Here is a 21,200-nt window from a genome sequence, read left to right as displayed (position 1 = left end):
GCGGCCGCGCCGCAGTGGGTGCAGGTGAGGCGCAGGGCGCGGATGGCGGCGATGGGGAGGATGGTGGGGGCATGGTTGCTGATCTAGGGTGCGTAGGCTAGGCTTTGAGGTATCAACATGTCAGAGGGTGTCAGCATGGAGACGATTTTTGACCATGAGCCGACGGCTGAAGAGTTGCGGTATTTCGCCGGGCCGTTTAGCCAGGCTGACTATCTGAACGGTTTGAGCGAAGAGGAGGCGGTCAAGGACTTGTGTCGGCTGTTTGGAATGCGCGGCGAGGTAGAGCGCGCGCTCGCGTATGCCGAGCAAATCGCCGACCGTGATTATGTTCGCTTTACCCTTTACAACGGCGATTTGATCGCTCCAACCGCCGCTGAAAACAACGCTTCTCGCGCGTCGAGCAGGTCTAAGGCGGCTTGAATCCGCGCTGGCGCCGCTCCGCTTTTCTTCGCTAGAAGGCGGCTGACGATCGCCGTTCCGAACAATAGGTCGGCCTGCGCGTTGATGGTCGCCAAGTCGCCTGCTAGCGCTTCTGTCGTCAAGCCAAGCGCGATCGTTACCCGCAAAAACCGCCGCACCAACGGCGCATAGCCATAGCCGTTTCCCATGACCCACGCTTGGTGTTGGGCTTTTCCGCCTAGCCGCTCAATAAAACGCGGATAGGTCAGCCGAGCGACGACTTGATTCAGTGTCTCCGCGAACAGGCGCGCCAGGTGCTCCTTCGGCAGCTTCGCCGCCTGATCCATCCCTCTCTGTCGGTTGTGCCAGATTTCATGCCATAAGGACTCCAGCGCGTACTCCTCCTCGCGCGTCATGGCTTGCTGTGCGGCACAGGCCGCTAGCCCACCAAATAGATCACGCCGCGAGTTGAAGCCTTGATAGTCGATCTCGCGGAACCAGAAGCCGCCTTTCCCGTCCGTGGCCATGTAGAAATCGTCATTCGGGCCACCTTCGCGCACAAACTTGACACCATGCGGCAGGTCGCCGGGTAGGCGATAGGCATACTCGCGCAGCAATACCTCGAGCGTGGCTAGGTCTTTTGCGGGGAAGCGGCGCGCAAGGCCGCGGATCGGCCAGGCGGCAAGCGCGTCGTCAGCGTTGGTTTCAAAAGCGGCCATCAGCCGATTGTCGACCTTTTGGCGCTTGCCCTCAATCGTCCGCCTAAGCCCCCCGGTCGGCTCGGCGTAGGGGTCATAGTCCCAACCCTTGTCCGGCTGATCCGGCAGTTCGTTGCGATGCCGCTTGGGGCCGGCGACAGTGCCGAGGAGCAGCTCACCGGTCAGGCTGAGCACGGTGGCTTGCAGATCCTGGTCTATCCGATGAAGCGCCAAGCGTATCGGGATCTGCTGAGAAAGCGGGAACGACAGCGGAAACGTCGCGAAAAGGCGATGATGGACTTTGGTCTGCAGGATGTTTGCGAGAGCGCTGCCGGTCCTGGCCCACCTCAGATGGCGCTGGCGGCAGGGGGACTGATGACGCAGGCGATCGAACGCGATCCCTATGGCCTCGACGCCTGGGACCAGTCGGGGTGTTGCTTCACGGGCGTCTGGCGTGACTGGACGGTTGGCTAGTGCGCTGTAGATTCAGCGCCAGCAGTCGACTCAGGATCTCCTCGTCTGACATCTCTGGCCTGTAGTCATCCCAGCCATAGGCTGCGGCGACCGCTGCATCAAGCGCTTTGTGGGCATTGTCGAGCCACGCTGGACGCTGGTTGTAGAGGTTGGTCAGGGTGCGCTTCTTTAGCTCTTTCTCATGTTCTGGCTTCGGGATGATGCGATCCGGGTAGCCGGGCACCACCTCAGGTACGAGGTCGATCCAGTCGGGCGGGTTGAGCCAGCGCTCGCGCAAGCGGTTGAGTTGGCTCGCAGCCTTGGCGATGGCGATCCAGTGCCTGACGACGGTGGTATCGGGATCAGGCAGCGGGGGCAGGCTGTCGCCGGGCTGGTCACTGAGCAGCGCTGGTTGTTCCGGGTTCCTGGTCGCCATGGGCATCGAGACCAAGGGGTCGGCTTCGTCTTGTTCAGCCGGGCGGGTGTCGGCTGGGGTGTAGCCCTCGGGAAAGGCGAAGGTCTCGAAGCAGGTTCCTGCGTTGTAGGTCGGACGGCCGCCCTCGTCACCGTCACCGTGCCGTGAGCCCTTCGCCAGCGCCCAAACCAGATGCAGCCGAGAGGAGAGGATGCCGAAGGTGATGTCGTCATCGCGGCAGATCACACAGAGCCGGGTATCGGGCAGGACCGATGCAGGCAGCCAGACGAAGAAGCGGTGCTTGGCGACCCTTGGTGTGGCGATGAATCGCGTCAGCCCAGCGAGTGATTGCCGGAGCGCGGCCCTGGGCCTTTCGTGAATCCACCAGTATGTCCGTGTGTGTTCGTTATTCACCTGACTGCGACTTGGCTTCACGCGCGTCAGCACATGCTGATAAGGCCGCTCGAAGAGCGCTGCATCCGCTTCAACGCGATCCACGCCGAAGTCGATGATCCAGTGATCAGCTGGTCGGCGTGCCAGATCCTGCCCATTCCGCCACGGCTTCAGCACCTCTCGGTTCGAGCGACCATCAGGGTTCGGAGCCAGCAGCCATTCCCGCGCCACGTCTCCAAGGATGTCGAAGTCACCGTACTTCTTGGTGCCCTCAAAGGCGACGGCATTGCTCGGTAGCGGTTGCGCTTGGCCGAGATCAAGATCAAGACCACCTTCCGCGTTGCCCGTGAGGTCTGCATAGATCGCTGCAACAGGCTGGCCGTTGAGGCGGATGCTTTGGCTTGCGCTCGGAGGCGCAAAGGCGATCAGCGAGACCCGCACATCAGCGCCCTCGTTGATCCAGGGCTCATCGGACCATGCCTCGAAAATGACGCCAGTCTCGGTGATCCGCGTCAGCACCTTTTGGTTGGAGCCACGGCGGATCGATTGGGTGGCGACCAAACCTGCGCGTTGCGTCTTTGCCGACGCGAGCTGCGCCCGTGCCTTCTCAAACCAGTAGGTCACTAGATCGGCGCCTGCAGGAACACGACCGGCATAGCGTTTAGCGAGTGCATCGAAATAGGCGTCACCGAGCGTTCGGCGCTTCTTGCTCCCACCGACAAACGGCGGATTGCCGACAATCGCATCCGCCTCCGGCCACTCCGGCTCGCTGCCATCCGCATTCAGCACGGCATCCCGGTTCTCGATGGTGTCGAGCGGCTTGAGGATCGGGTTGCGGTTGAGGCTGAAGCCGTGCGACAGCATCCACTGAATCTCACCGATCCAGACCACGACCCTGGCCAGCTCAGCGGCAAAGGGGCTCAGCTCGATGCCGAGCACGTTCTCCGGGCCGATCATCGGGAAGGCACGCGGCAGCCCCATCGCTTCGGCTTCGAGGATGATCTGGTGCTCCAGGTCTTTGAGCCCGAGCAGCGCCAACAGCAGGAAGTTGCCGGACCCGCAGGCGGGATCGAGGACGCGATAGCGCCGCAGACGTTCGAGAAAGCCCTGAAAGAGCGCGATCCCAGCGTGGGTCGCCTTGGTGCGGGCGGCTGGGCTCTTGGCGCTGGCGGCCTTGTCCAACTGTGCCTGGATGTCGAGCTTGACGGCGCTCCAAGCCTCCCGCAGCGGCTGCAGAACGACCGGGTCGACCAGGCGCATGATCGAGACAGGATCGGTAAAGTGGGCGCCGAGCTGGCTACGCTTGTCGGGATCGAGCCCGCGCTCGAACAGGACGCCGAAGATGATCGGATTGATGGCGGACCAGTCGAGTCGGGCGACCTCGATCAGCAGATCGACATCCTCGGACGTCAGCGGCAAGGTGGCATCCGAGCTGAACAAGCCGCCGTTGAACCAGTCGATCACATCGACGCCCATCAGACCGCCCTTGGCCATGGCGCCAAACAGGCTGCCGAGCATGCCCTCGAGTTGCGCGGGTGACTGTTTGCCCGCCTTGAGCAGCCGTGAGAAGAGCTGATTCGGCAGCAGGTCGATGTCTTCGGCGAATAGGCAGAACAGCAATTGCTGGCTGAAGTGCGCGACGGCATCGGCCGACTGTCCGCGCGAGCGCAAGGCCTGCGCCAGCTCAGCGAAACGCCAAGCGGCCTCTTCGGTGAGGTTCGCGGTGGTCTGCGCCGGCTTGAGCTTGCCCGGATCAGCGAATGCCCATTTGAGTAGTCGCCGCTTGGCCTGGTCGCGCAAGTCCTCGAGCTGCAGGCGATGCACGACTGGCACCAGGCCGGTGAAGGCGGTATGCAGCTCGATCGTCTGCACATCGGAGACGATCAGCAGCGGTGGGTACTCGAGCGCGGGCGTGTAGAGCTGGAGCTGTTTGAAAGCCTGTTTCAGATCCTTGCCGGGACTCTTGTACTCCCAAGCAAAGCAGCCTCGGCGCCAGACATCCGCCCAACCATCGCCGCCGCCGGCCTTGTCGGCGCCCTTCTCGAAGCAGAACCGCTCACCAGTCGGGTCGGCCTCGGCGGGCGTTGGTTCTTCGAGCAGATGGCATAGGTCGAGAAAGTGCTCCTGGGCGGAGGAGCGTTCCTTGAGGGTGACCCCGGTCCATTTTCTGACAAACTGGTCTGCGTCCATTGATGTGCTTTCCTCATGATTGGTGCTGAGATACCGCTTGCGACTAGAACACGACCATCTCTCTGGTTGAAAACAGACGGAGAAAGCGCTAGGTTAAAGGCGTAACGGTTGATTGCGAGGTCGGGACGTGGCTCACCAGTGATCATCCCGGATGGGGGCAACGCCCTGCCCCTAATCCCACCTCCGATAGATCAATTTTCCCTCGACGATCTCCTTGTCACGCTTCCGTTCGGCTAGCCGTACTGTGTAGTCGCGAAGTTTGTGCGTCCAGACCAAGCGCCGCTGGCGTCTTGAGCACGCTCAAAGACCGCGAGACAGGCTAGCCAACCCCGCATACCCACATCAGCTCAGATAGTAACGCTTGTCTGGTCCGCCGCGGCGACCTGGCTCCAGCCAAATCTCGTCCGGGCGCTGGATGTTGATGGCGGTAAAGAGCAGCCATTTCGCCCGCTCGCCTTTTTGGATCTTCCAACGCCCCTTCAGATCGAGGAATAGCGAAGCGTCGATGATGAGTTCATGGCCGACCATATCGGTCACGACCGCAGACTCTTCATCACCAAACTCGCGCATGAAGCGTTCAAACAAAGCCGGCTCTGAGAGTGAAGGTGACAGGCGTTCGACTCCGCTGATACAGCGCGGCTTTGGCATTTTGCCGCCGCTGGAGGGCTCGGTCTCACGCATCTTGGATTGATCGCGAACTGCGCCTCACTGGCGACGCACTTTTTAGCTCCGGTTGCGCTTGCGGGATAACAAGACCGCGGCAGACGCTACTTCGTTGCTCGGGTTCTGGGTCCCAGGCAACTGGTACTGGACCTCGGGCAATCGATAGTATGCAGTGCGGTGCCAAAAACTGCGCTCTCAGCAACTATCGCGCTCCTAGCTCTTCTTTCTCCTCAGTCCGCTCGCTATCGTGCCATGGCAGCGGCAGACAGACCATGAGCCTGTTTGTCGCCAGTGAATAAGACGGGATCTTCAGCGTAGTGCGAGGGGGCTCTGATGGCGGCTGACTGGATGGGTTTGTTGGGTATCTTGGCTGGCCTCGGCGTGTTGATCGCCTTTGCCTACCGCGGTTGGAGCGTGCTGCTGGTCGGGCCCGCTGCGGCACTGGTGGCTGCCGCGATTGCCGGCGAGCCGCTACTGGCGAGCTGGACCCAGACCTTTATGACCGGCGCCACCGGCTTCATCGCGCAGTTCTTCCCGTTGTTTCTGCTCGGTGCGCTGTTCGGCAAGCTGATGGACGATAGTGGCTCGGCGCTGGCGATTGCGCATGGGCTGACGCGGGCGCTGGGCACCCAGCATGCCATCCTCGCGGTGGTCATCGCCTGTGCGCTGCTGACCTACGGCGGCATCAGCCTATTCGTCGTCGCCTTCGTCATCGTGCCGGTCGCCGCGGCGCTGTTCCAGCGTGCCGAGATCCCGCACCGGCTGATCCCGGCAACGGTCGCGCTTGGGGCCTTTACCTTCACCATGACCGCGATGCCGGGCACACCGGCGATCCAGAACGCGATCCCGATGCCCTGGTTTGGCACCACGCCCTTTGCCGCGCCAGGGCTCGGCATGATTGCCGCGGCGATCATGCTGCTGTTCGGGCTCTGGTGGCTGGGGCTGGTCGCCGCGCAGGCGCGGCGCCGGGGAGAGGGCTATCAGCCGGCAGTGCAAGCTGATCCGAGCAAGGATGATGCGATGCTGGCCGACACGCAACCGGCTGGCACAAGCCGGACTGATCCGGCGATAAACCCTGCCGGGCCAGCGCCAGCAGCGACCGCGCTTGAGTCTCGCTCGGCGGCGGATCTGGCCGCGGATGGGCTGCTGCGCGAGCGTGCGAGCACGACCGATGTCTTCGATCCAGCCGAGTGCGACCATGGCCAGCGCAGCGCACAGGAGCCGGTCTTCGTGTTGGCGGTGCTGCCGATTTTGGTGGTGGTCGCCACCAACCTGCTGATGAGTCTGGTGGTGCTGCCCTGGTTGGATACCGACTTCCTTGCTGAGCCAGCTTGGGGTGCGACCTCGTTGGCGGCGGTCGGCGGTATCTGGTCGGTGGCGACGGCATTGCTGGCCGGCATCCTGGCGCTGATCGCCGGTAATCTCCAGCGCCTGAAAGCACTGCGCGCAACCCTGGATGCGGGCGCCAATGCCTCAGTGCTGCCGGTCTTGAATACCGCGAGCATGGTTGGCTTCGGCGCCGTGATCGCCGCGCTGCCGGCGTTCGAGCTGATCAGCGCCGCCTTCCTCTCGCTCGACGGTGGGCCGCTGGTCTCGCTGGCGGTGGCGACCAACGTCGTCGCCGGCATCACCGGCTCGGCCTCGGGCGGGCTGATGATCACGCTGCAGGCACTCGGCGACACCTATGCAGAGCTGGCAGTGGCCGCCGGCATCGATCCGGAGCTGATGCACCGGGTCGCCTCGATCGCCTCGGGCGGTCTTTCGAGCCTACCGCACAACGGTGCCGTGGTGACGCTGCTCGCCATCGCGGGCGTCAGCCACAAGGGCAGCTATCGCGACATCGCGGTGGTGATGATCGGCGGCACCCTGGTTGCGCTGATCACGATCATCGTCCTTGGGTTGTTGTTTGGCTCGTTCTGAGGCGGTGATGATCTGTTCGAATCCGCAGTTTTTTCGGTTAGCGCTGTCGTCGTCTCATGGGCCTTTGGGGTCTGCATTCTGCAGTGCGAGTCTTTCCGGCAATCACCTTATTACTCCTCTTCCATACTGATCATCGCCCGCTGAGATCGGGCTGGGGTTGAACCATGCAAGAACGTGACATCGATATCGTCATCATCGGCTCCGGCAGTGCCGGGCTCAATGTGATGGCCCAGGCGCGCGCCGCCGGGCGCACCTTTGTCCTCATCAACGGCGGTGAGCCTGGAACCACCTGCGCCCGCATCGGCTGCATGCCCTCGAAGGTGATGATCCAGATTGCCGAGGAGTATTACCGTCGCACCCATTTCGGCCAGTTCGGCATCGACGGCCACGACGGACTCAGCATCGATCACAGCGAGGCGATGAAGCATGTGCAGGAGCTGCGCGATGGCTTCGTCCAGGGCGTGGTCAGTCGTAGCACTGACAAGCTGCCCGCTGACGTCTTCATCCAGGACTATGCGCGGCTGCTCGAGCCGACGCTGGTGGAGGCGGGCGGTCAGTGCTTCCGCGCCAAGGCGGTGGTGATCGCGACCGGCTCGACGCCGATCCTGCCGGCACCCTGGCGCCAGTTCGGCGACCGCGTGATCACCACCGATGAGGTCTTTGAGCTTGAGGATCTGCCGGCGAGCATGGCGATCATCGGCATGGGCACCATCGGCCTGGAGTTGGGCCAGAGCCTGGCGCGCATGGGCGTGACCATCACTGGCTTCGATCAGATCGAGCGTGTGGCGGGTATCGCTGACCCCGAGGTCAATCGCACCGCGATTGAGCTAATGCGCAACGACTTCGCGATCCATCTCGGGGCGACGGCGACGCTGGAGTCGGTGGGCGAGCAGATCCAAGTGACGGCCGGCGATCAGAAGGTGCTGGTCGACAAGGTGCTGGCTAGCATCGGTCGGGTGCCGGCGGTCGAGGGGCTGGGGCTGGAGGTGCTCGGGCTGCCGCTGGACGCCCGTGGCGTGCCGCCGTTTGATGATCAGACCATGCAGGTCGGCGACCTGCCGGTGTTCCTGGCCGGCGATGTGACCGGCGAGCGTCAGGTGCTGCATGAGTCGACCGACGAGGGCAAGATTGCCGGCTACAACGCCGCGCACATCGATCAACCCGCCGAACGCTTCCAGCGCAAGACGCCGTTCTATGTCAACTTCTGTGATCCGAACATCATCGCCGTCGGCGCGCGTTTCGATCAGATCGACGCCGACCGCAGCGCGGTGGCCGAGGTCAGCTTCTCGACTGTTGGCCGGGCGCGGGCGATGGGCGCGGCACGCGGCGTGCTGCGGGTCTACGCCGACAAGGCCAGTGGGCGGCTGCTCGGCAGCGAGATGATCGCGCCGCGCGGCGAGCATCTGGGGCATCTGCTGGCCTGGGCCATCGAGCAGCGCATGACCGTCGGCGAGGTGCTGCGCATGCCCTTCTATCATCCGGTGATCGAGGGCGCGCTCAAGACCGCGTTCAGTCAGCTCTATGCCGAGGTCGAGGCCAAGAATCCGGGGCCGGTGACCGAGGTGGCGCCGCTTCGCCAGTCGTCCTGATCACGCGGGCGGTGCTGCCGCCGTTGCTCGAGCGCAACCGCGGCGCATCATCACGATCAACCTCAAGGAGCCGTGCGTGACGCATCCAATGCCTGTGATCCTCGATCAGCCACGGACCGACAATCCTGCCTCACCCAGCAGCGTTGGCGATTGGTCCTGGCAGCGCCGTCAACATCAGCCATCACGCATTCGACGACACCGTACCGGCCTATCTGGCGGGCATCGACCCAAGCAGTTACGACAACGTGCTGCTGCTGCGCAGTGAGCGGCTGCGAAAAAGCACCGAATCCGATTCGCGCACCATTCTCGCCTATCTGCTGCTGCGCGAGGTGACCGCCCATACGGCGGGGCCCAACGTGCTGATGGAGCTGACCGACGCCGATAACAGCCGACTGTTCGAGAACCGCTTGGAGAACGAGCACACGGAGATCGTCGTCACCTCACGCATCGTCAGTCATATGCTGGCTCGGGTTGCATTGCGCCGCGAGCTGCGTTGCGTGTTCGATGAGCTGCAGAAGGCCGTGGATGCGCGCGACAACATCGCTATCGGCATTCGTCGGCAGCGGTGTCGACGCGACAAACATGGCGGTGTGCTGATCAATCCTGGCCGCGATCAGACGCTCGAGCTTGGCGCCGAGGACGAGCTGATCCTGCTGTTCAAGCCTGATTGAGCTCTGCAAAAACCTCGTCTCGGACTGGGAGCGAGGCGTTAAGCTTCCTGGCGGGCCGGCGCCTCGGCGCCTCCAGTGTGTCAACGCAGGGGTCAGGTTGGTATCGCCGCTGTCGCCAATGCCTAATGCGGAGGCGCGGCTTGGCCTTCTCGGCAGGCCTTGACCCGCCTTCTGGCCCTCGCTAGCCTCTCGTAATGACCCTGCCGGGGCGCGCAGGAACGATCGGATTTCCGCCACTGACCTCATGAGCATCGACCCTCAACTGCTTCGGGCTAACGAGCTCGGCATCCGCTTGGAGATCGTCAACGGGCTGGCGATTTGGGAAGCGCAACCCCTCTATCGACACCAGAAGCACGTCGAGCGGATCAGCGGCAGCATTCGCCCCGCCGAGGATGCGGTCGACTGCGCCTGTGTCCATGCGATGGACGTCTACATCCAGTTCCCGAACGGCCTTAAGCGCCCCGATATCTCCGTATTCTGCCGCGAGCCCAGCGAGGAGGAGCAGGATCGCGCCCTGACGCTGATCCCAGAGGCGGTGATCGAGGTGGTGAGCCCTGGCTACGAGGCGAAGGATCTGGAGATTGGTCCAACCTTTTATCTCTCGCAGGGCGTCAAGGACATCATCGTCTTCGACCCGCGCACCCTGCTGGTGCTGCACGTGCGACAGGGTCATGTCAGCCGACAGGTTGCCCCGCACGAGATCCGGCTTGAATGCGGCTGTGTGCTGACCGTCTGAGGGAGCCTCGACAATGAGGACCGGCGGCTACAGCGACGCCTGTCGGTCAGCTTGGGCGCGACCTCCTCTTCGCAGCGCCATGCCATCGATGCCGATTGTTGATCGCCTCGTGCAGCGCGGTGATGGTGGGCATGCGGTCGTCAAGCGCGGCCAAGTTGGCCATGATCGCCTGCAGGCCGATGCCGCCGCCGATCGCGGCCACTAGCAGGCTGCCCGACTTGCGCTCAGAACACGCTGCTACGCGAAATCCAGATCGCTCGCAGAATCTCTCAGGCCGCTATATTTCAGGCAGGCGCTCCGAAATCGGCGAGTTTCTGTACGATCAGCGGCCCTTAGCCTACAAGTCGGACAGCCTCCTAAGAGTGCAGATCCCGTATCCAGGGTCAGCGTCTGGATCAGATAGGCCTCCAGCAGCTGCAACGCCTCGTTATCGAGCAGGTGGCGCACGAAGGCCTCCCAGCCCGGCACGTTCTGGATCTCATCTGCGGCGCATGCCGATGATGGTGTCGATCTTGCCGGGCAGGGCCGGTGAGACGGCCGCGCGCGGCGTTAGGGTAGGGAAGGATGATCGACTCGACCGATCAGTGAGCCGCTACGTCGAAGGCGAGCTTAGACCTCCTCGAGCAGGGTGTCGAGATCGATGCTGGCGCGCTGTCCCAGGTCGTCGCCATGCTCGCTCAAGAAGGCCTGGGCGCGACGGCGGCCCTCGTCGCGCAGCGTCAGCAGAAAGGCCCATTCCGCATTGAGCTTGGAGGAGTAGCCCAGCTCGAGCATCGCCGGGCTTGAGATGCGATGCAGGCGCATCGCCGCCCAGCGCGCGCCCTCGCAGTCGCCGGCATTAGCGACCCGGCGCAACAGCGCGATCATGCGCAGTTCCTTAAGCAGCGGCGCGTTGAAGGCGATCTCGTTTTCGCGGTTGAGGATGTCGCGCGCGGTCTTCGGCGTGCCGGGGCGCTCCACCGGGTTGATCTGCACCAGGATGGTGTCGTGGGCATCGGACTCGCGCACCAGCGGCGAGATGGTCGGGTTACCGGAGAAGCCGCCGTCCCAGTAGGCCTCGCCGTCGATTTCGATGGCGCGGAACATCATCGGCAGACAGGCCGAGGCGAGCAGGGCATCCGGGGTCAGCTCGGCATTGCGGAAGATGCGCGGGCGACCGGTGCGCACGTTGGTCGCGGTGGCGAAGACCTTGATCGGCGATGCGGCCAGACGGCTGAAGTCGATGCAGTCCGCGAGGATGTCGCGCAGCGGGTTGATGTCGAGTGGGTTCAGGTCGTAGGGCGAGAATAGCCGCGAGGCCATGTCCATGCCGAGGAAGAACGGCGAATGGTCCATCGTCCACTGGCCCATCAGGATGTCGACCGGGCTGCGCTGCAGTGGGCTCAGCCGGGCGGCCTCGGAGACGCGGCGCCAGAAGCCTTCGAGCGCGGCCTGGGCACCCGCGGCACCGTCCGCCGCGTAGCCGTCGCTCATCACCGCCGCGTTCATTGCCCCGGCCGAGGTGCCGGAGATGGCCTCGATGCGCAGCCAGGGCTCCCGCAGCAGTCGGTCGAGCACACCCCAGGCAAAGGCGCCGTGGGCGCCGCCGCCTTGCAGGGCGAGGTCGACCGCGAGTGGCTCGCGGTCCCTCCGCGAATGCGCGTTGGAGACGGGTTTAGCGGTGCTCATTGGTGCTCATCGGTGCTCATTGGATGTTGGATGTTGCATTAGCGGGCGTGTTGATCCGGCTGGGATGCGAGCCGGCCATCTTGGCTGGGCAGAGATCGGTCAGACCGATCGATGCCTGTCGATCCAGTTGGACAGTTCGAATGGGTCACGCATCTTGGTCAGCAGGTCTTGATGATACGTGGTGATCGGTGTGATCGGTGTGATCGGTGTGATCAAGCGGGATCAAGTGTGCAGAATGCCCCGAGTGTGGCGGCTGTTCATGACCATCATGCGGTCTCTCCCCAGTCTCTTGCTTGCGGCTCGGTTTCCGATCGTCACGGCTCAGTTTGGCTCGGGCTCCGAGCGAGTACCATGGCTCGCTCAACGACCAGCGTCTGGAGCCCAAGGCAATGCCACGTATTCAGATCGGCGAGATCGCAATCAATGTCCTTGACCACGGAGGCAGGGCCGGCGCCGATGTTGGAGCGGGTGACGGATCGGGCAATCGGACGTTACCGGTGCTCGCCATCCATGGCAACCTTGGCTGCGCCCATTGGCTGGATCTCGCCGTGCCGCTGCTGCCGAGCCCGTTGCGGGTCATCGCCAGCGAGTGGCGCGGCTGCGGTGATTCCGACAAGCCCGAGCCCTTTCCGGACTTCGCCAACTACCGGATGGCCATCCATGCCGCCGATCATCTTCGACTACTCGATGCGCTCGGCATCGAGCGTTGTCATCTGTATGGCCATTCCACTGGCGGCATCATCATCTCGCATCTGCTGACGCTGGCGCCGGAGCGCTTCGCCAAGGTGTTGATGCTCGATCCGGTGAGTCCATTTGGCCTCGAGCTGCATCCGGCCCAGCTCGAGGTGCTGCGGGCGATGCAGGCGGAGCGGGATCTTGCTTACGCCGGCTTGGCGACCGCCGCGCCGACCCTGTTCGAGCCATCGAGTCTGGCCGCAGGCCAGCAGCCGCAATTTGCCGCCTCGGCGACGCACGCCCAGCGCGAGCTGTTCGCGCTCCTCGTCGACAAGACGCGTATCCTCTCCGATGGCATCTGGTTCGGCACGCCGCGCGACCTGGGACGGGAATGGTCCGAGGGCGCGCTGGCCGAGCGCATGCCAGCGATGCGCCACGAGCATCTGATCCTCTATGGTGAGCAGGATCTGTGGATTCCCTCGGAGCATCTTGAGCGCATGGTCGAGCGTCTGCCGAATGCCCGACTGGAGCGCTTCGCCGAGGTTGGTCACTCGATGAACCTGGAGCAGCCCGAGCGCTTCGCGCGGATCTTCGCGGACTATTTCGGTGCGATTTGATGCGACTGCTGTTCACCCTGATCACTGGGCGAGCGTGATCGATCCGCTCAGTCCCTGGCCTGTTGGCTCAGACAGTCGGCTGCCGCGGCGCGCAGCGCTTCAAGACGGTTGCGGAAGAGGATCGCGCTGCTCGCCTTCAGTGCTCGTGGACGCGAGCATCGTCCTTGCGGATCGACCCCCATGCCGTTGACGGGATAGACTCAACCAGAGATCACAGAACCGAGGAGAATATGATGGCCGTCGTCGCAGAACGCGTTGACCGCTTGGAGGCCGCGCTGGCCGACTTCACGACCAGCGTCGGCATCGAATTCAACAAGCTCTACAACGTCCAGATTCAGACGCAAAAGGGCCTGCAGCGATTGCAGGACGAGATGCGTGAATTCAAACAAGAGATGCACGCGTTCAAGGACGAGATGCACACCTTCAAGGACGAGGTCCGCGCCGACCAAGAGGCGAGCCGCCGCGAGCGCATCGAAATGAATCGCAAGTGGGGCGATCTAGCCAATAAGCTTGGCACCATGGTCGAGGATCTGGTCTATCCGAGTCTCGCCCGCATCGTCAAGGAACGCTTCGGCCAAGAGCCGCGGGACCTCGTCGTCCGCTTCAAGCGCCGTCTTTCGGACGGCCGCCGCGAGGAGATTGACGCCTTGGCTGTCACCGACGAATTGATCCTGCTGAACAGCACCAAGGCGACGCTGCGTAGTGCCGACGTGGATGGCTTTATCGAGCAGATCACACGCTTCCGTGAATTTTTCCCCGAGTACGCCTCGCTACCCGTGGTCGGCCTGCTCGCGACCCTCAGCGTCGATGACAGCGCGCTGCGTTACGCCGAACGCAGTGGCTTCCTGGTCGCGGCCGTTGGCGAGGAGGTCATGGAGCTGAAGAATCGTGTCAACTTCGAGCCGCAGCGCTGGGTTTGAAGGCGCGCTCGAGCGCCTGGGGTGTTATTCCCCTCCCTGATCCGCAAACCACCGTCAAGTGTCAATGGCAACCACATCTGGACCTGGGTCAGGCATCAGAAAAGTGACAGTCAGTCGCGTAACCGCGCAGTCGACCGATTGGTGGCGGCCTACGATGCCGACCTCGTCCGGCGCGACGCGGCGGTCGCGAACCGTCATGGCGAGGTCGACCAGGCGCGCGCACGGGTGCGTGCCGTGGCAAAGCGCATTCGCCCCTACGCGTTGTAGTCTCAAAACCGCCCAATCGAGGAAAGCGAATCGATGACTGCCATACAATTCAAAGTCCCCGATCAGGTAGATATTCAGATACTGCAATCATCGTCTGAGCGGCAACAGACGTATCCGATGGCGTCTGGGGTCGATGACTACCAACGCCCCTTCAGCTAAGGGCTCGGCGGGTTTCATCCAGCTTTGAGCGGCAGATCGTACTCCTCTGCCCGCCAGGCTGCATAGGCCAGCGCGGCAAAAATGTCCTCCCGCTCCAGATCTGGGTAGTAGGAGAGAATGCCCTCGATACTCTCGCCAGCGGCGAGCAAGCCGGTAATGGTCCCGACCGTGATCCGAATACCGCGGATACAGGGCTTTCCGCCCATCTTGGCCGGGTCGATGGTGATGCGATTAAGCTCTGGATAAGTCATGTTGTCATCTTGTTTGAGCTGGGCGAGAACATCCGCGGTTTCTCCAAACTCCGATTCTGGCACGCTTGGCTTGAATCTGCGCGCATGCCGTGGATAGCGAGGACACTGCGGCCTTGCATCGGTGCCCAAGGCCGCCCATTGGCGGCCTGTGATGCCGTGATGGCGATGATGCCGGCGACTACTTGGCCAGTCCCGCCGGCCGCTCCTCCGCGCTCGCCTGCTGGCCAGTGTAGGCGGTACCGGCAATGCCCGGCAGATGGGTGGTGAAGCGATCGTCGATAAAGGCGCCAATCGTCTCCGCCAGCACATTGGGCGCGCGAAACACGCCGTAGTGGGCGGTTGGGTCCGGGAAGCTGGCGAAGACCGCGCCATCCACGGCGGCGGCCGCCTGACGCGCGTTGTCCACCAGCAGCCATTTGTCGGTCTCGACATGGACCACCAGCGTGCGCGCCTGTATCCGCCCCGGCTCGGCGTTGATGTTGTAGCGGAAGCCGGCGTCGTTCCGGTACCAGAAGTCCACCGCGTCTTCGTGCTTGGTGCGGGCGATGAAGGCGGCGGTCTGGTTACCCTCGGGCTGCCAGTGGAAGACCTCGCGCTCGATCTCGGACCAAGGCGCCGCCGAGCGCAGCGGGAAGCTGAAGCCGGTCAGTTGCAGCCGTGACCACATGAACTGCAGGCCCTGGCGCGGATGCTGCTCGATCGGCAGATGGTAGTAGTCGCCCTTGGTCTTGCGCCACACCGGATCGCTCTCCAGCGCGGCCTGCGCGAGCAGGAAGGTCCAGGCCCCAACCGGATCATCGCCGTCGGAGGCCGTGGTGCCGCCGATCGGCAGGATCGCCTTGACATAGCCGCTCGGCGAATGCATCAGCCCCCAGACCCAGGCCTGGGTGGCGCCCATCGAGACACCGGTGACCACCTCGACCTGGGCGATCTTGAGATGCTCGCGCAGCAACCGGTAGTTGGCCTGCACCATGTCGAAGTAGCTATAGGCCGGGAACTGGCGCCCGAGTCCATCCGAGGGCTTGGAGGCGCCCCAGAGGCCGATCGCATCGAGGAAGACCACATAGTAGCGATCGGTGTCGATGACCCGGCCCGGCCCGACGATGGGGCCGCCGGAGAAGGCGTTGCCGGCCTGGCCCTCGTACCAGAAGTTGTACATGTTGGTCGCGTCGCCGGAGTAGAAGGTATTGATCACGATGGCATTGGTGATCTCACCGGCGTCGTTGCGCTTGGGCGTGCCGACAGCGATATAGGCAACCCGCAATGGCTCTGACCCCAAGGATTCGAGCGTCGTGCCGCCGGCGCCGCCATCGTGCCAGCTCGCCGGGTCGGCATCCAGATCATAGGTTCCGCCGAGGCGGAAGTTGGGGATTGTGTAGTAGTGCTTGACGTGGTCGAGGGCCATGATGCCAGAGCTGGGCGTGAGCGCATCGGCTGGGGGTCTGAGCCGCTGATGGGGTGGCTCGCTAGCGGCGGTCTGAGCCGAGCTGGGCGTCTGGTTCGCATCAGCGGTCGCTGCCATGCCGGGCAGCGTGAGACCGAGAACAATCGCGGCGAGCAATGATCGAGCGACGGGTGCGATCGCGGTTGCGACCGAGGATGCGACCGGAGTGGTCGCCGCGGCTGAGGTCACAGCTTTGGCCGCGGTCATGGCTGAGCCTGTGCTCAACGCCTGGCCCCTCACCGCTGTCGTCAGTGGCGCCAGCATGCCTCGATGGGTAGTCGCTTGGTTTCTGTACATCACACACCTCACTTGGAAAGGCCGGCGGGTTGATCGGAGACCCCCGCGTTCGAGGGGGCCGCGCTCGGCGCGGTGCCATTGATCAGCGCGTCGATCACCTCCGGCGTCACCGTATCCACCTGACCCGTCTGGATGAACGAAACCAGATCGCGAGCGAATTCATCGGGCACATCGGTATGGATGAAGTGACCGACATCCGGATAGAGCTTGATGGTTGGCGGGTTGCCGGCCGCGGCCATGCGCTCGCGGAAGGGGATGATGATGTCCCCGGCCAGGTCGGTGAGCCCGTTCAGCGAGGTGCTCGGGATGAACGGCTCGCGGGCGCCGAAGGCGAGGAAGATCGGTACCTTGATCTGTGGCAGGCGCTTGTACAGCGACTGCTCATCCTCGATGGCGTTCTCTGCGCAGATGGTGAAGAGATCATAGATGAACAGGAAGGCCCATTGCTCGAATTCGCGTTGGTTGCCACTGATCATCGCGATGCGCTGATCGGTATGCAGGCGGGCGTATTCGGTGTCGTTGACGAAGTAGCCGAGCGGACTCGGTACCGCATTGCCGGCCGCATCGCGCGTCTGGAAATAGAAGAAGTCGCGGATGTCCTCGGGCGTGCGATCGAGCTCGATCTGGACCAGCCCGAGTGGATCATAGGCGGCATGCCATTGATCGAGATCGTAGGCGATGTTGATGTCGCAGATCGGCAGAGACTGCTCGCCGAGCTGGAAATGCGTTGGGTATTCTTCGAGACCGGCCGGCCCCTCCAGGATCAATCCTTGCACCGCCTCGGGATAGCGCAGCGCGTAGCCGAGCACGGTTTGACCGCCGAGCGAGTGGCCGTAATACCAGGCGTCCTCGACCCCGAGCTCGCCGACGATCAGGGCATGGAAGGCATCGCGCACATCATCGAGCGTGCGCGCCTGGAGCTGGTCGAGATTGCCCGGACCGGAGACGCCGGCCAGCGGCATGTCTGGCACGATGACGCGGAAGCCGCGCTCGACCGCATAGCGCATCAGATGACCGTAATGGCCGCCGAAGGCGCCCTTGCCGTGGACGATGACCAGTGTTGGCGGGTTCTTGTCGTCGCCGCAGTATTCATCCATGTAGCCGATCTCCCAGTCGACGCCGCGCTGATCCTTGACCCGCGTGAACTTGACCGGGAAGGGCATCAGCATCTCGTCGAGCCAGAACGACTGCGCTGGGTCCGGGCTCCGATTGACGCGCGGCCGGCGGTAGTTGATGGCCTCGCAGACGACATCCTGATCGGTAATGATCCCGGCCGAGCGCAGGAAGGCGTTGAAGGTCTGGTCTTGCGTGAGCACATTCGGCGCCTTGAACACCGCATAGTGCGCGATCGGGCTGGCGAAGTCGGTGTAGAGCCCGCCCGGGATCTGCTCAGCGGCCGCCCGTGCTTCGCCGGCGAGCAGCCATTGGTCGTTCTCCACGTGCACCACCAGGGTGCGCGGCTGCATCCGTGGCAACAGGGCGTCGAGATTGTGGCGCTCGCCGACCGTATCCCGATACCAGAGATCGACCGCGTCGAACTGGGCGGCGAGCTGCTGCAAACGACTGCCGGCATTGGCGCCCAGACGCGGGTCCGGGCTCCAGGTGAAGACCTCTTTTGATACCTGATCCCAGCCCAGGGATTGGCTGTGCGCCAAGTCGAAGCCAGTCAGCGCCAGGTTCGACCAATGGAACGCGACCCCTTGGTTGGGATGCAGCGCCTTCGGCAGCTCGTAGTAATCGGCGTTGGTATCGATCCACACCGGATCGGACTCCAGCGCCGCCTTGGCCAGCTGGAAGGTCCAGGCCGCGACCGCGCCACCCTCGCCATCGGTGGCCGAGGCGCCGCCGATCGGCATCACCGCCCTGACGAAGTCCGGGTACATCAGGCCCCAATAGTAGGCTTGGGTGCCGCCCATCGAGACCCCGGTGGAGAGCAGCACCTGGCCGACCTTGAGGTGATCGCGCAGCAGGCGGTAGTTCAGATGCACCATGTCGTAGTAGTTGTACAGCGGGAATTGGCGCCCGAGCCCGTCGGACGGCTTGGATGCGCCCCAAAGCCCGAGGGCATCGACGAAGATCACATAGAAGCGATCGGTGTCGAACAGCAGCCCAGGACCGACCAGGGCGCCGCCCGAGAAGGCGTTGCCGGCGCCGCCGGCGAACCAGTTCGAGTACATCGAGGTCGCGTCGCCGGAGAAGAAGCTGTTGATGACGATGGCATTGATGATCTCGCCCGCGGCGTTGCGCTTGGGCGTGCCGACGGCGATATAGGCGGTACGCGCCGGTGCGGCACCGAGCGACTCGAGCGTGGTGCCGCCGCTGCCGCCGTCTACCCAGAGCTCGGGGTTGTTGAGGTCGTAATGGCCGCCGATGCGGAAGTTCGGCACCTCGTAGGTCTGCTTCAGCGCGTCGAGATCCGCCACGGCGGAGCGCTCGGTGATGGCCGTAGGCGTGACGGCTGCAGCAGTCGCGGCAGCAGAATGGCTGCCTTGCGTCGGCGATTGGATGCGCGCCGTTCAATTCAGCGACCTTAATGGGTGAATGCGATGATCGATTCAGCACTGTATGATCAAACCCGCGATCGAGTCGCCAAAGCCGGCTTCACCGCGGCGATACAGACCAAGATCACTGTCTTCATCAATGCGGCCAAGGGCGGCAATGTCGCCTACCATTCTGGGGTGCAGTGGATGGCCGGTCTGAATGTCGCGCAGCAACAGGTATTGTCGCAGTACACCCGCGAGCTTGAGGCGATCTCCCTGTTGTCGCGGACTGCGCGCTGGTCGACGGACCCTGCGCTGTTCTTGCGCGCTCAGCAGATCGTCGCGCCATTGGTGACGGCCTGGAGCCATATCATGCTCGCGCCACTCGGGCCATTGCTGAATCGCGATGCCGCTTTCCGTGGAATGGCGTTGGGTCATGCGCAATTGGCCCGTATCCGGCTGACGCCGATCATCCCGGAGACGGCCGATGCACTCGAGCCATTCGTGGTCGCACTGCGACGGATCGAACAAGAGAATGCGCGCATGCTGCAGCTACAGATTCGCCTATTGAAGAGCATGGAGAGCGAGCTCCCAGTGCAGACGCGCGAGGCGCGGCTTTAGTCCTATCAAAGACTCGTCGATGAGGTGTTTCGTGAATTCCTGATCTGGATCGCCGAGCCCTGAGCGTTGCGGCACGTGCCCGATTAGGCGCCTGTGAAGAAACCAGCACGGACTCATTTGCTGATCGCTCGACTCGTGCCCTCACGAGCATCGCACTGCGCCAGAGCCACCCGGGCAGATGAATCGCGCGCGATCGACCAGCACGGCGGGCGCACACTGCCGATCGCACCGAGCATCCAGTAGCGGTAGCCCTGATCGAGCAAGCCGCTGCCACGGGCGTTGATCAGCCAGGCGTTGAAGAAGTGTCGGGATCGCTGGCTGGCGCGGTGCTGTCCGCGCCAGGCTCTAGGACGGTCGTCAGGCTGGGGTCTCAGCCGTCAGCGCTATCGGACGCGCGTTGGCCGCGAGCGGCGACGGCCCGCACCAGCGGCCCAATGGTGAGTCCTTGCACCAGCACCGAGAACACGACCACGAAGTAGGTGACGGTCAGCAGGATGTCGCCGGTCTCGCCCTCGGGTAGCGACAGCACCAGGGCCACCGAGATGCCGCCGCGCAGTCCGCCCCAGGTCAGGATCGGGACCACGCCCGGCTCGAAGGTGCGCGAGCGACGCATCAGGCGAACCGGGACGGCGATGCTGATCCAACGGCCGGCGAGCGTTAGTGGGATCGCGATCAGGCCCGCCAGGATCAGCTCGCCGCTGACCTGAATCACCAAGACCTCGAGGCCGATCAGCACGAACAGCACCGCGTTCAGCACCTCGTCGACCAGTTCCCAGAAGTCGTCCAGCCGGTGCAGGGTGGCCTCGTGCAGGGCAGCGGTCCGGCGATGGCTGCCGATCAGCAGGCCGGCGATGACGATGGCGATGGGGGCGGAGACATGCGCGTGGGCGGCGATCGCATAGCCGCTCATCGCCAACGCCAGGGTCAGCATGATCTCGACCTGGTAATTCTCGGTGCGCCGGATCATCTGCAGCGCGAGCCATCCCATCAGCCACCCAAACAGCAGGCCGCCGACGATCTCCTGGAGCAACAGGATCAGGGTGTCGAGGATGCTTGGGCTGGTGTCGCCGACGGCCAGCGTGAGCAGGACTATGAACAACACCACCGCGACGCCGTCGTTGAACAACGACTCGCCGGTGATCTTCATCTCCAAGGCCTTCGGTGCCTTCGCGCGCTTGAGGATGCCGAGCACGGCGACCGGGTCGGTGGGCGAGATCAGGGCGCCGAAGAGCAGGCAGTAGATGAACGGGACCGGTAACCCGATCGCCTGGAACAGCAGATAGCTGCCGCCGCTGATTAGCAAGGCGGCGCCGACGGTGCCCGCCGTGGCGAGCGTGGCGATGACCCATTTCTGCCGCGCAAGCTCCTTGAGGTCGACGTGCAGGGCGCCGGCGAAGAGCAGGAAGCCGAGCATGCCGTGCAGGAAGGCCTCGGTCAGATCGATGCTGTCGAGCATCAGCGCGACCTGTTGCTGCAGGTCGGGCAGGAACGGCAGCGGCAACTGCAGGGCCAGTGAAAACAGGATTGCGAACAGCATCAGTCCGATCGCGCTTGGCAATTTCAAGTAGCGATCGTTCAACCAACTGAAGACGGCGGAGAGGCCGATCAGCAGGGCGAGGATGTCGAACAGGCGCATGGTCAGGGTCCTCTTGATGATTGGTTTACGGTATCACG

Annotated in this window: 19 protein-coding genes; 10 read left to right on the top strand and 9 right to left on the bottom strand. The window is 63.6% G+C overall.

Annotated elements, in window-relative coordinates; genetic code table 11:
• Positions 1-135 precede the first annotated feature (135 nt).
• Positions 136-420 carry a hypothetical protein gene (locus CCR96_RS15170; protein ID WP_201220944.1) on the top strand — a complete coding sequence of 95 codons (285 nt, stop codon included), beginning with the start codon at positions 136-138 and terminating at the stop codon, positions 418-420.
• Here the strand turns inward: CCR96_RS15170 and CCR96_RS15165 are convergent.
• Positions 342-1,292, bottom strand: a complete 951-nt coding sequence (locus CCR96_RS15165; RefSeq protein WP_201220943.1) for a hypothetical protein — start codon at positions 1,290-1,292, stop codon at positions 342-344. The two genes, CCR96_RS15170 and CCR96_RS15165, sit on opposite strands and share 79 nt — an antisense overlap.
• A 6-nt stretch (positions 1,293-1,298) precedes the next feature.
• On the opposite strand from CCR96_RS15165, the gene CCR96_RS15160 reads away from it, so the two are divergent.
• A complete protein-coding gene (locus CCR96_RS15160) occupies positions 1,299-1,571 on the top strand; it encodes a hypothetical protein (protein WP_201220942.1) in 273 nt (90 codons plus the stop codon).
• On the opposite strand, the gene CCR96_RS15155 is transcribed toward CCR96_RS15160, so the two are convergent.
• Together CCR96_RS15155 and CCR96_RS15150 are read right to left on the bottom strand one after the other, a co-directional pair.
• Positions 1,537-4,548, bottom strand: coding sequence for a class I SAM-dependent DNA methyltransferase (locus CCR96_RS15155; RefSeq protein WP_201220941.1), 3,012 nt, complete (start codon positions 4,546-4,548; stop codon positions 1,537-1,539). The genes CCR96_RS15160 and CCR96_RS15155 overlap by 35 nt on opposite strands.
• Before the next feature lie 342 nt (positions 4,549-4,890).
• Positions 4,891-5,229, bottom strand: a complete 339-nt coding sequence (locus CCR96_RS15150) for a PBECR2 nuclease fold domain-containing protein (protein ID WP_201220940.1) — start codon at positions 5,227-5,229, stop codon at positions 4,891-4,893.
• Positions 5,230-5,544: 315 nt separating this feature from the next.
• Between CCR96_RS15150 and CCR96_RS15145 the strand changes: the two genes are divergently transcribed.
• The 4 genes from CCR96_RS15145 to CCR96_RS15130 all read left to right on the top strand — a co-directional run bounded on the left by CCR96_RS15145 (position 5,545) and on the right by CCR96_RS15130 (position 10,127).
• On the top strand, positions 5,545-7,131 hold the full coding sequence (locus CCR96_RS15145) for a GntP family permease (protein WP_201220939.1): 1,587 nt from the start codon (positions 5,545-5,547) through the stop codon (positions 7,129-7,131).
• Between the two features lie 164 nt (positions 7,132-7,295).
• Positions 7,296-8,720, top strand: coding sequence for a dihydrolipoyl dehydrogenase (locus tag CCR96_RS15140; RefSeq protein ID WP_201220938.1), 1,425 nt, complete (start codon positions 7,296-7,298; stop codon positions 8,718-8,720).
• Positions 8,721-8,863: 143 nt separating this feature from the next.
• A complete protein-coding gene (locus CCR96_RS15135) occupies positions 8,864-9,391 on the top strand; it encodes a hypothetical protein (RefSeq protein ID WP_201220937.1) in 528 nt (175 codons plus the stop codon).
• Between the two features lie 244 nt (positions 9,392-9,635).
• On the top strand, positions 9,636-10,127 hold the full coding sequence (locus CCR96_RS15130; protein ID WP_201220936.1) for a Uma2 family endonuclease: 492 nt from the start codon (positions 9,636-9,638) through the stop codon (positions 10,125-10,127).
• Between the two features lie 46 nt (positions 10,128-10,173).
• On the opposite strand, the gene CCR96_RS15125 is transcribed toward CCR96_RS15130, so the two are convergent.
• Complete coding sequence (locus CCR96_RS15125; RefSeq protein WP_201220935.1) at positions 10,174-10,329, bottom strand: hypothetical protein; 156 nt, start codon at positions 10,327-10,329, stop codon at positions 10,174-10,176.
• A gap of 407 nt (positions 10,330-10,736) precedes the next feature.
• Positions 10,737-11,795, bottom strand: coding sequence for a patatin-like phospholipase family protein (locus CCR96_RS15120; RefSeq protein WP_201220934.1), 1,059 nt, complete (start codon positions 11,793-11,795; stop codon positions 10,737-10,739).
• A gap of 389 nt (positions 11,796-12,184) precedes the next feature.
• Between CCR96_RS15120 and CCR96_RS15115 the strand changes: the two genes are divergently transcribed.
• From CCR96_RS15115 to CCR96_RS15105, 3 genes are all read left to right on the top strand, one after another.
• Positions 12,185-13,087: an alpha/beta fold hydrolase gene (locus CCR96_RS15115; RefSeq protein WP_201220933.1), complete on the top strand. Its 903-nt coding sequence runs from the start codon at positions 12,185-12,187 to the stop codon at positions 13,085-13,087.
• A gap of 233 nt (positions 13,088-13,320) precedes the next feature.
• Positions 13,321-14,007 (top strand): hypothetical protein, encoded by a 687-nt coding sequence (locus CCR96_RS15110; protein ID WP_201220932.1) that lies wholly within the window; start codon positions 13,321-13,323, stop codon positions 14,005-14,007.
• Between the two features lie 21 nt (positions 14,008-14,028).
• Positions 14,029-14,274 carry a hypothetical protein gene (locus tag CCR96_RS15105; protein WP_201220931.1) on the top strand — a complete coding sequence of 82 codons (246 nt, stop codon included), beginning with the start codon at positions 14,029-14,031 and terminating at the stop codon, positions 14,272-14,274.
• Between the two features lie 173 nt (positions 14,275-14,447).
• On the opposite strand, the gene CCR96_RS15100 is transcribed toward CCR96_RS15105, so the two are convergent.
• The 3 genes from CCR96_RS15100 to CCR96_RS15090 all read right to left on the bottom strand — a co-directional run bounded on the left by CCR96_RS15100 (position 14,448) and on the right by CCR96_RS15090 (position 18,848).
• The gene (locus CCR96_RS15100; RefSeq protein ID WP_201220930.1) at positions 14,448-14,684 is read right to left on the bottom strand and encodes a DUF433 domain-containing protein; all 237 of its coding nucleotides are present in this window, start codon (positions 14,682-14,684) and stop codon (positions 14,448-14,450) included.
• 178 nt (positions 14,685-14,862) lie between these two features.
• Positions 14,863-16,335: an alpha/beta hydrolase gene (locus tag CCR96_RS15095; RefSeq protein WP_201220929.1), complete on the bottom strand. Its 1,473-nt coding sequence runs from the start codon at positions 16,333-16,335 to the stop codon at positions 14,863-14,865.
• Between the two features lie 98 nt (positions 16,336-16,433).
• Positions 16,434-18,848, bottom strand: a complete 2,415-nt coding sequence (locus CCR96_RS15090) for an alpha/beta fold hydrolase (protein WP_201220928.1) — start codon at positions 18,846-18,848, stop codon at positions 16,434-16,436.
• A gap of 123 nt (positions 18,849-18,971) precedes the next feature.
• On the opposite strand from CCR96_RS15090, the gene CCR96_RS15085 reads away from it, so the two are divergent.
• Complete coding sequence (locus CCR96_RS15085; RefSeq protein WP_201220927.1) at positions 18,972-19,526, top strand: hypothetical protein; 555 nt, start codon at positions 18,972-18,974, stop codon at positions 19,524-19,526.
• A 370-nt stretch (positions 19,527-19,896) separates the two neighbouring features.
• On the opposite strand, the gene CCR96_RS15080 is transcribed toward CCR96_RS15085, so the two are convergent.
• Positions 19,897-21,162 (bottom strand): cation:proton antiporter, encoded by a 1,266-nt coding sequence (locus CCR96_RS15080; protein WP_201220926.1) that lies wholly within the window; start codon positions 21,160-21,162, stop codon positions 19,897-19,899.
• Between the last annotated feature and the right edge of the window lie 38 nt (positions 21,163-21,200).

The sequence above is a fragment of the Halochromatium roseum genome, assembly GCF_016653315.1.
Taxonomy (GTDB): domain Bacteria; phylum Pseudomonadota; class Gammaproteobacteria; order Chromatiales; family Chromatiaceae; genus Lamprobacter; species Lamprobacter roseus.
This window is presented reverse-complemented; position numbering and strand designations above follow the sequence as displayed.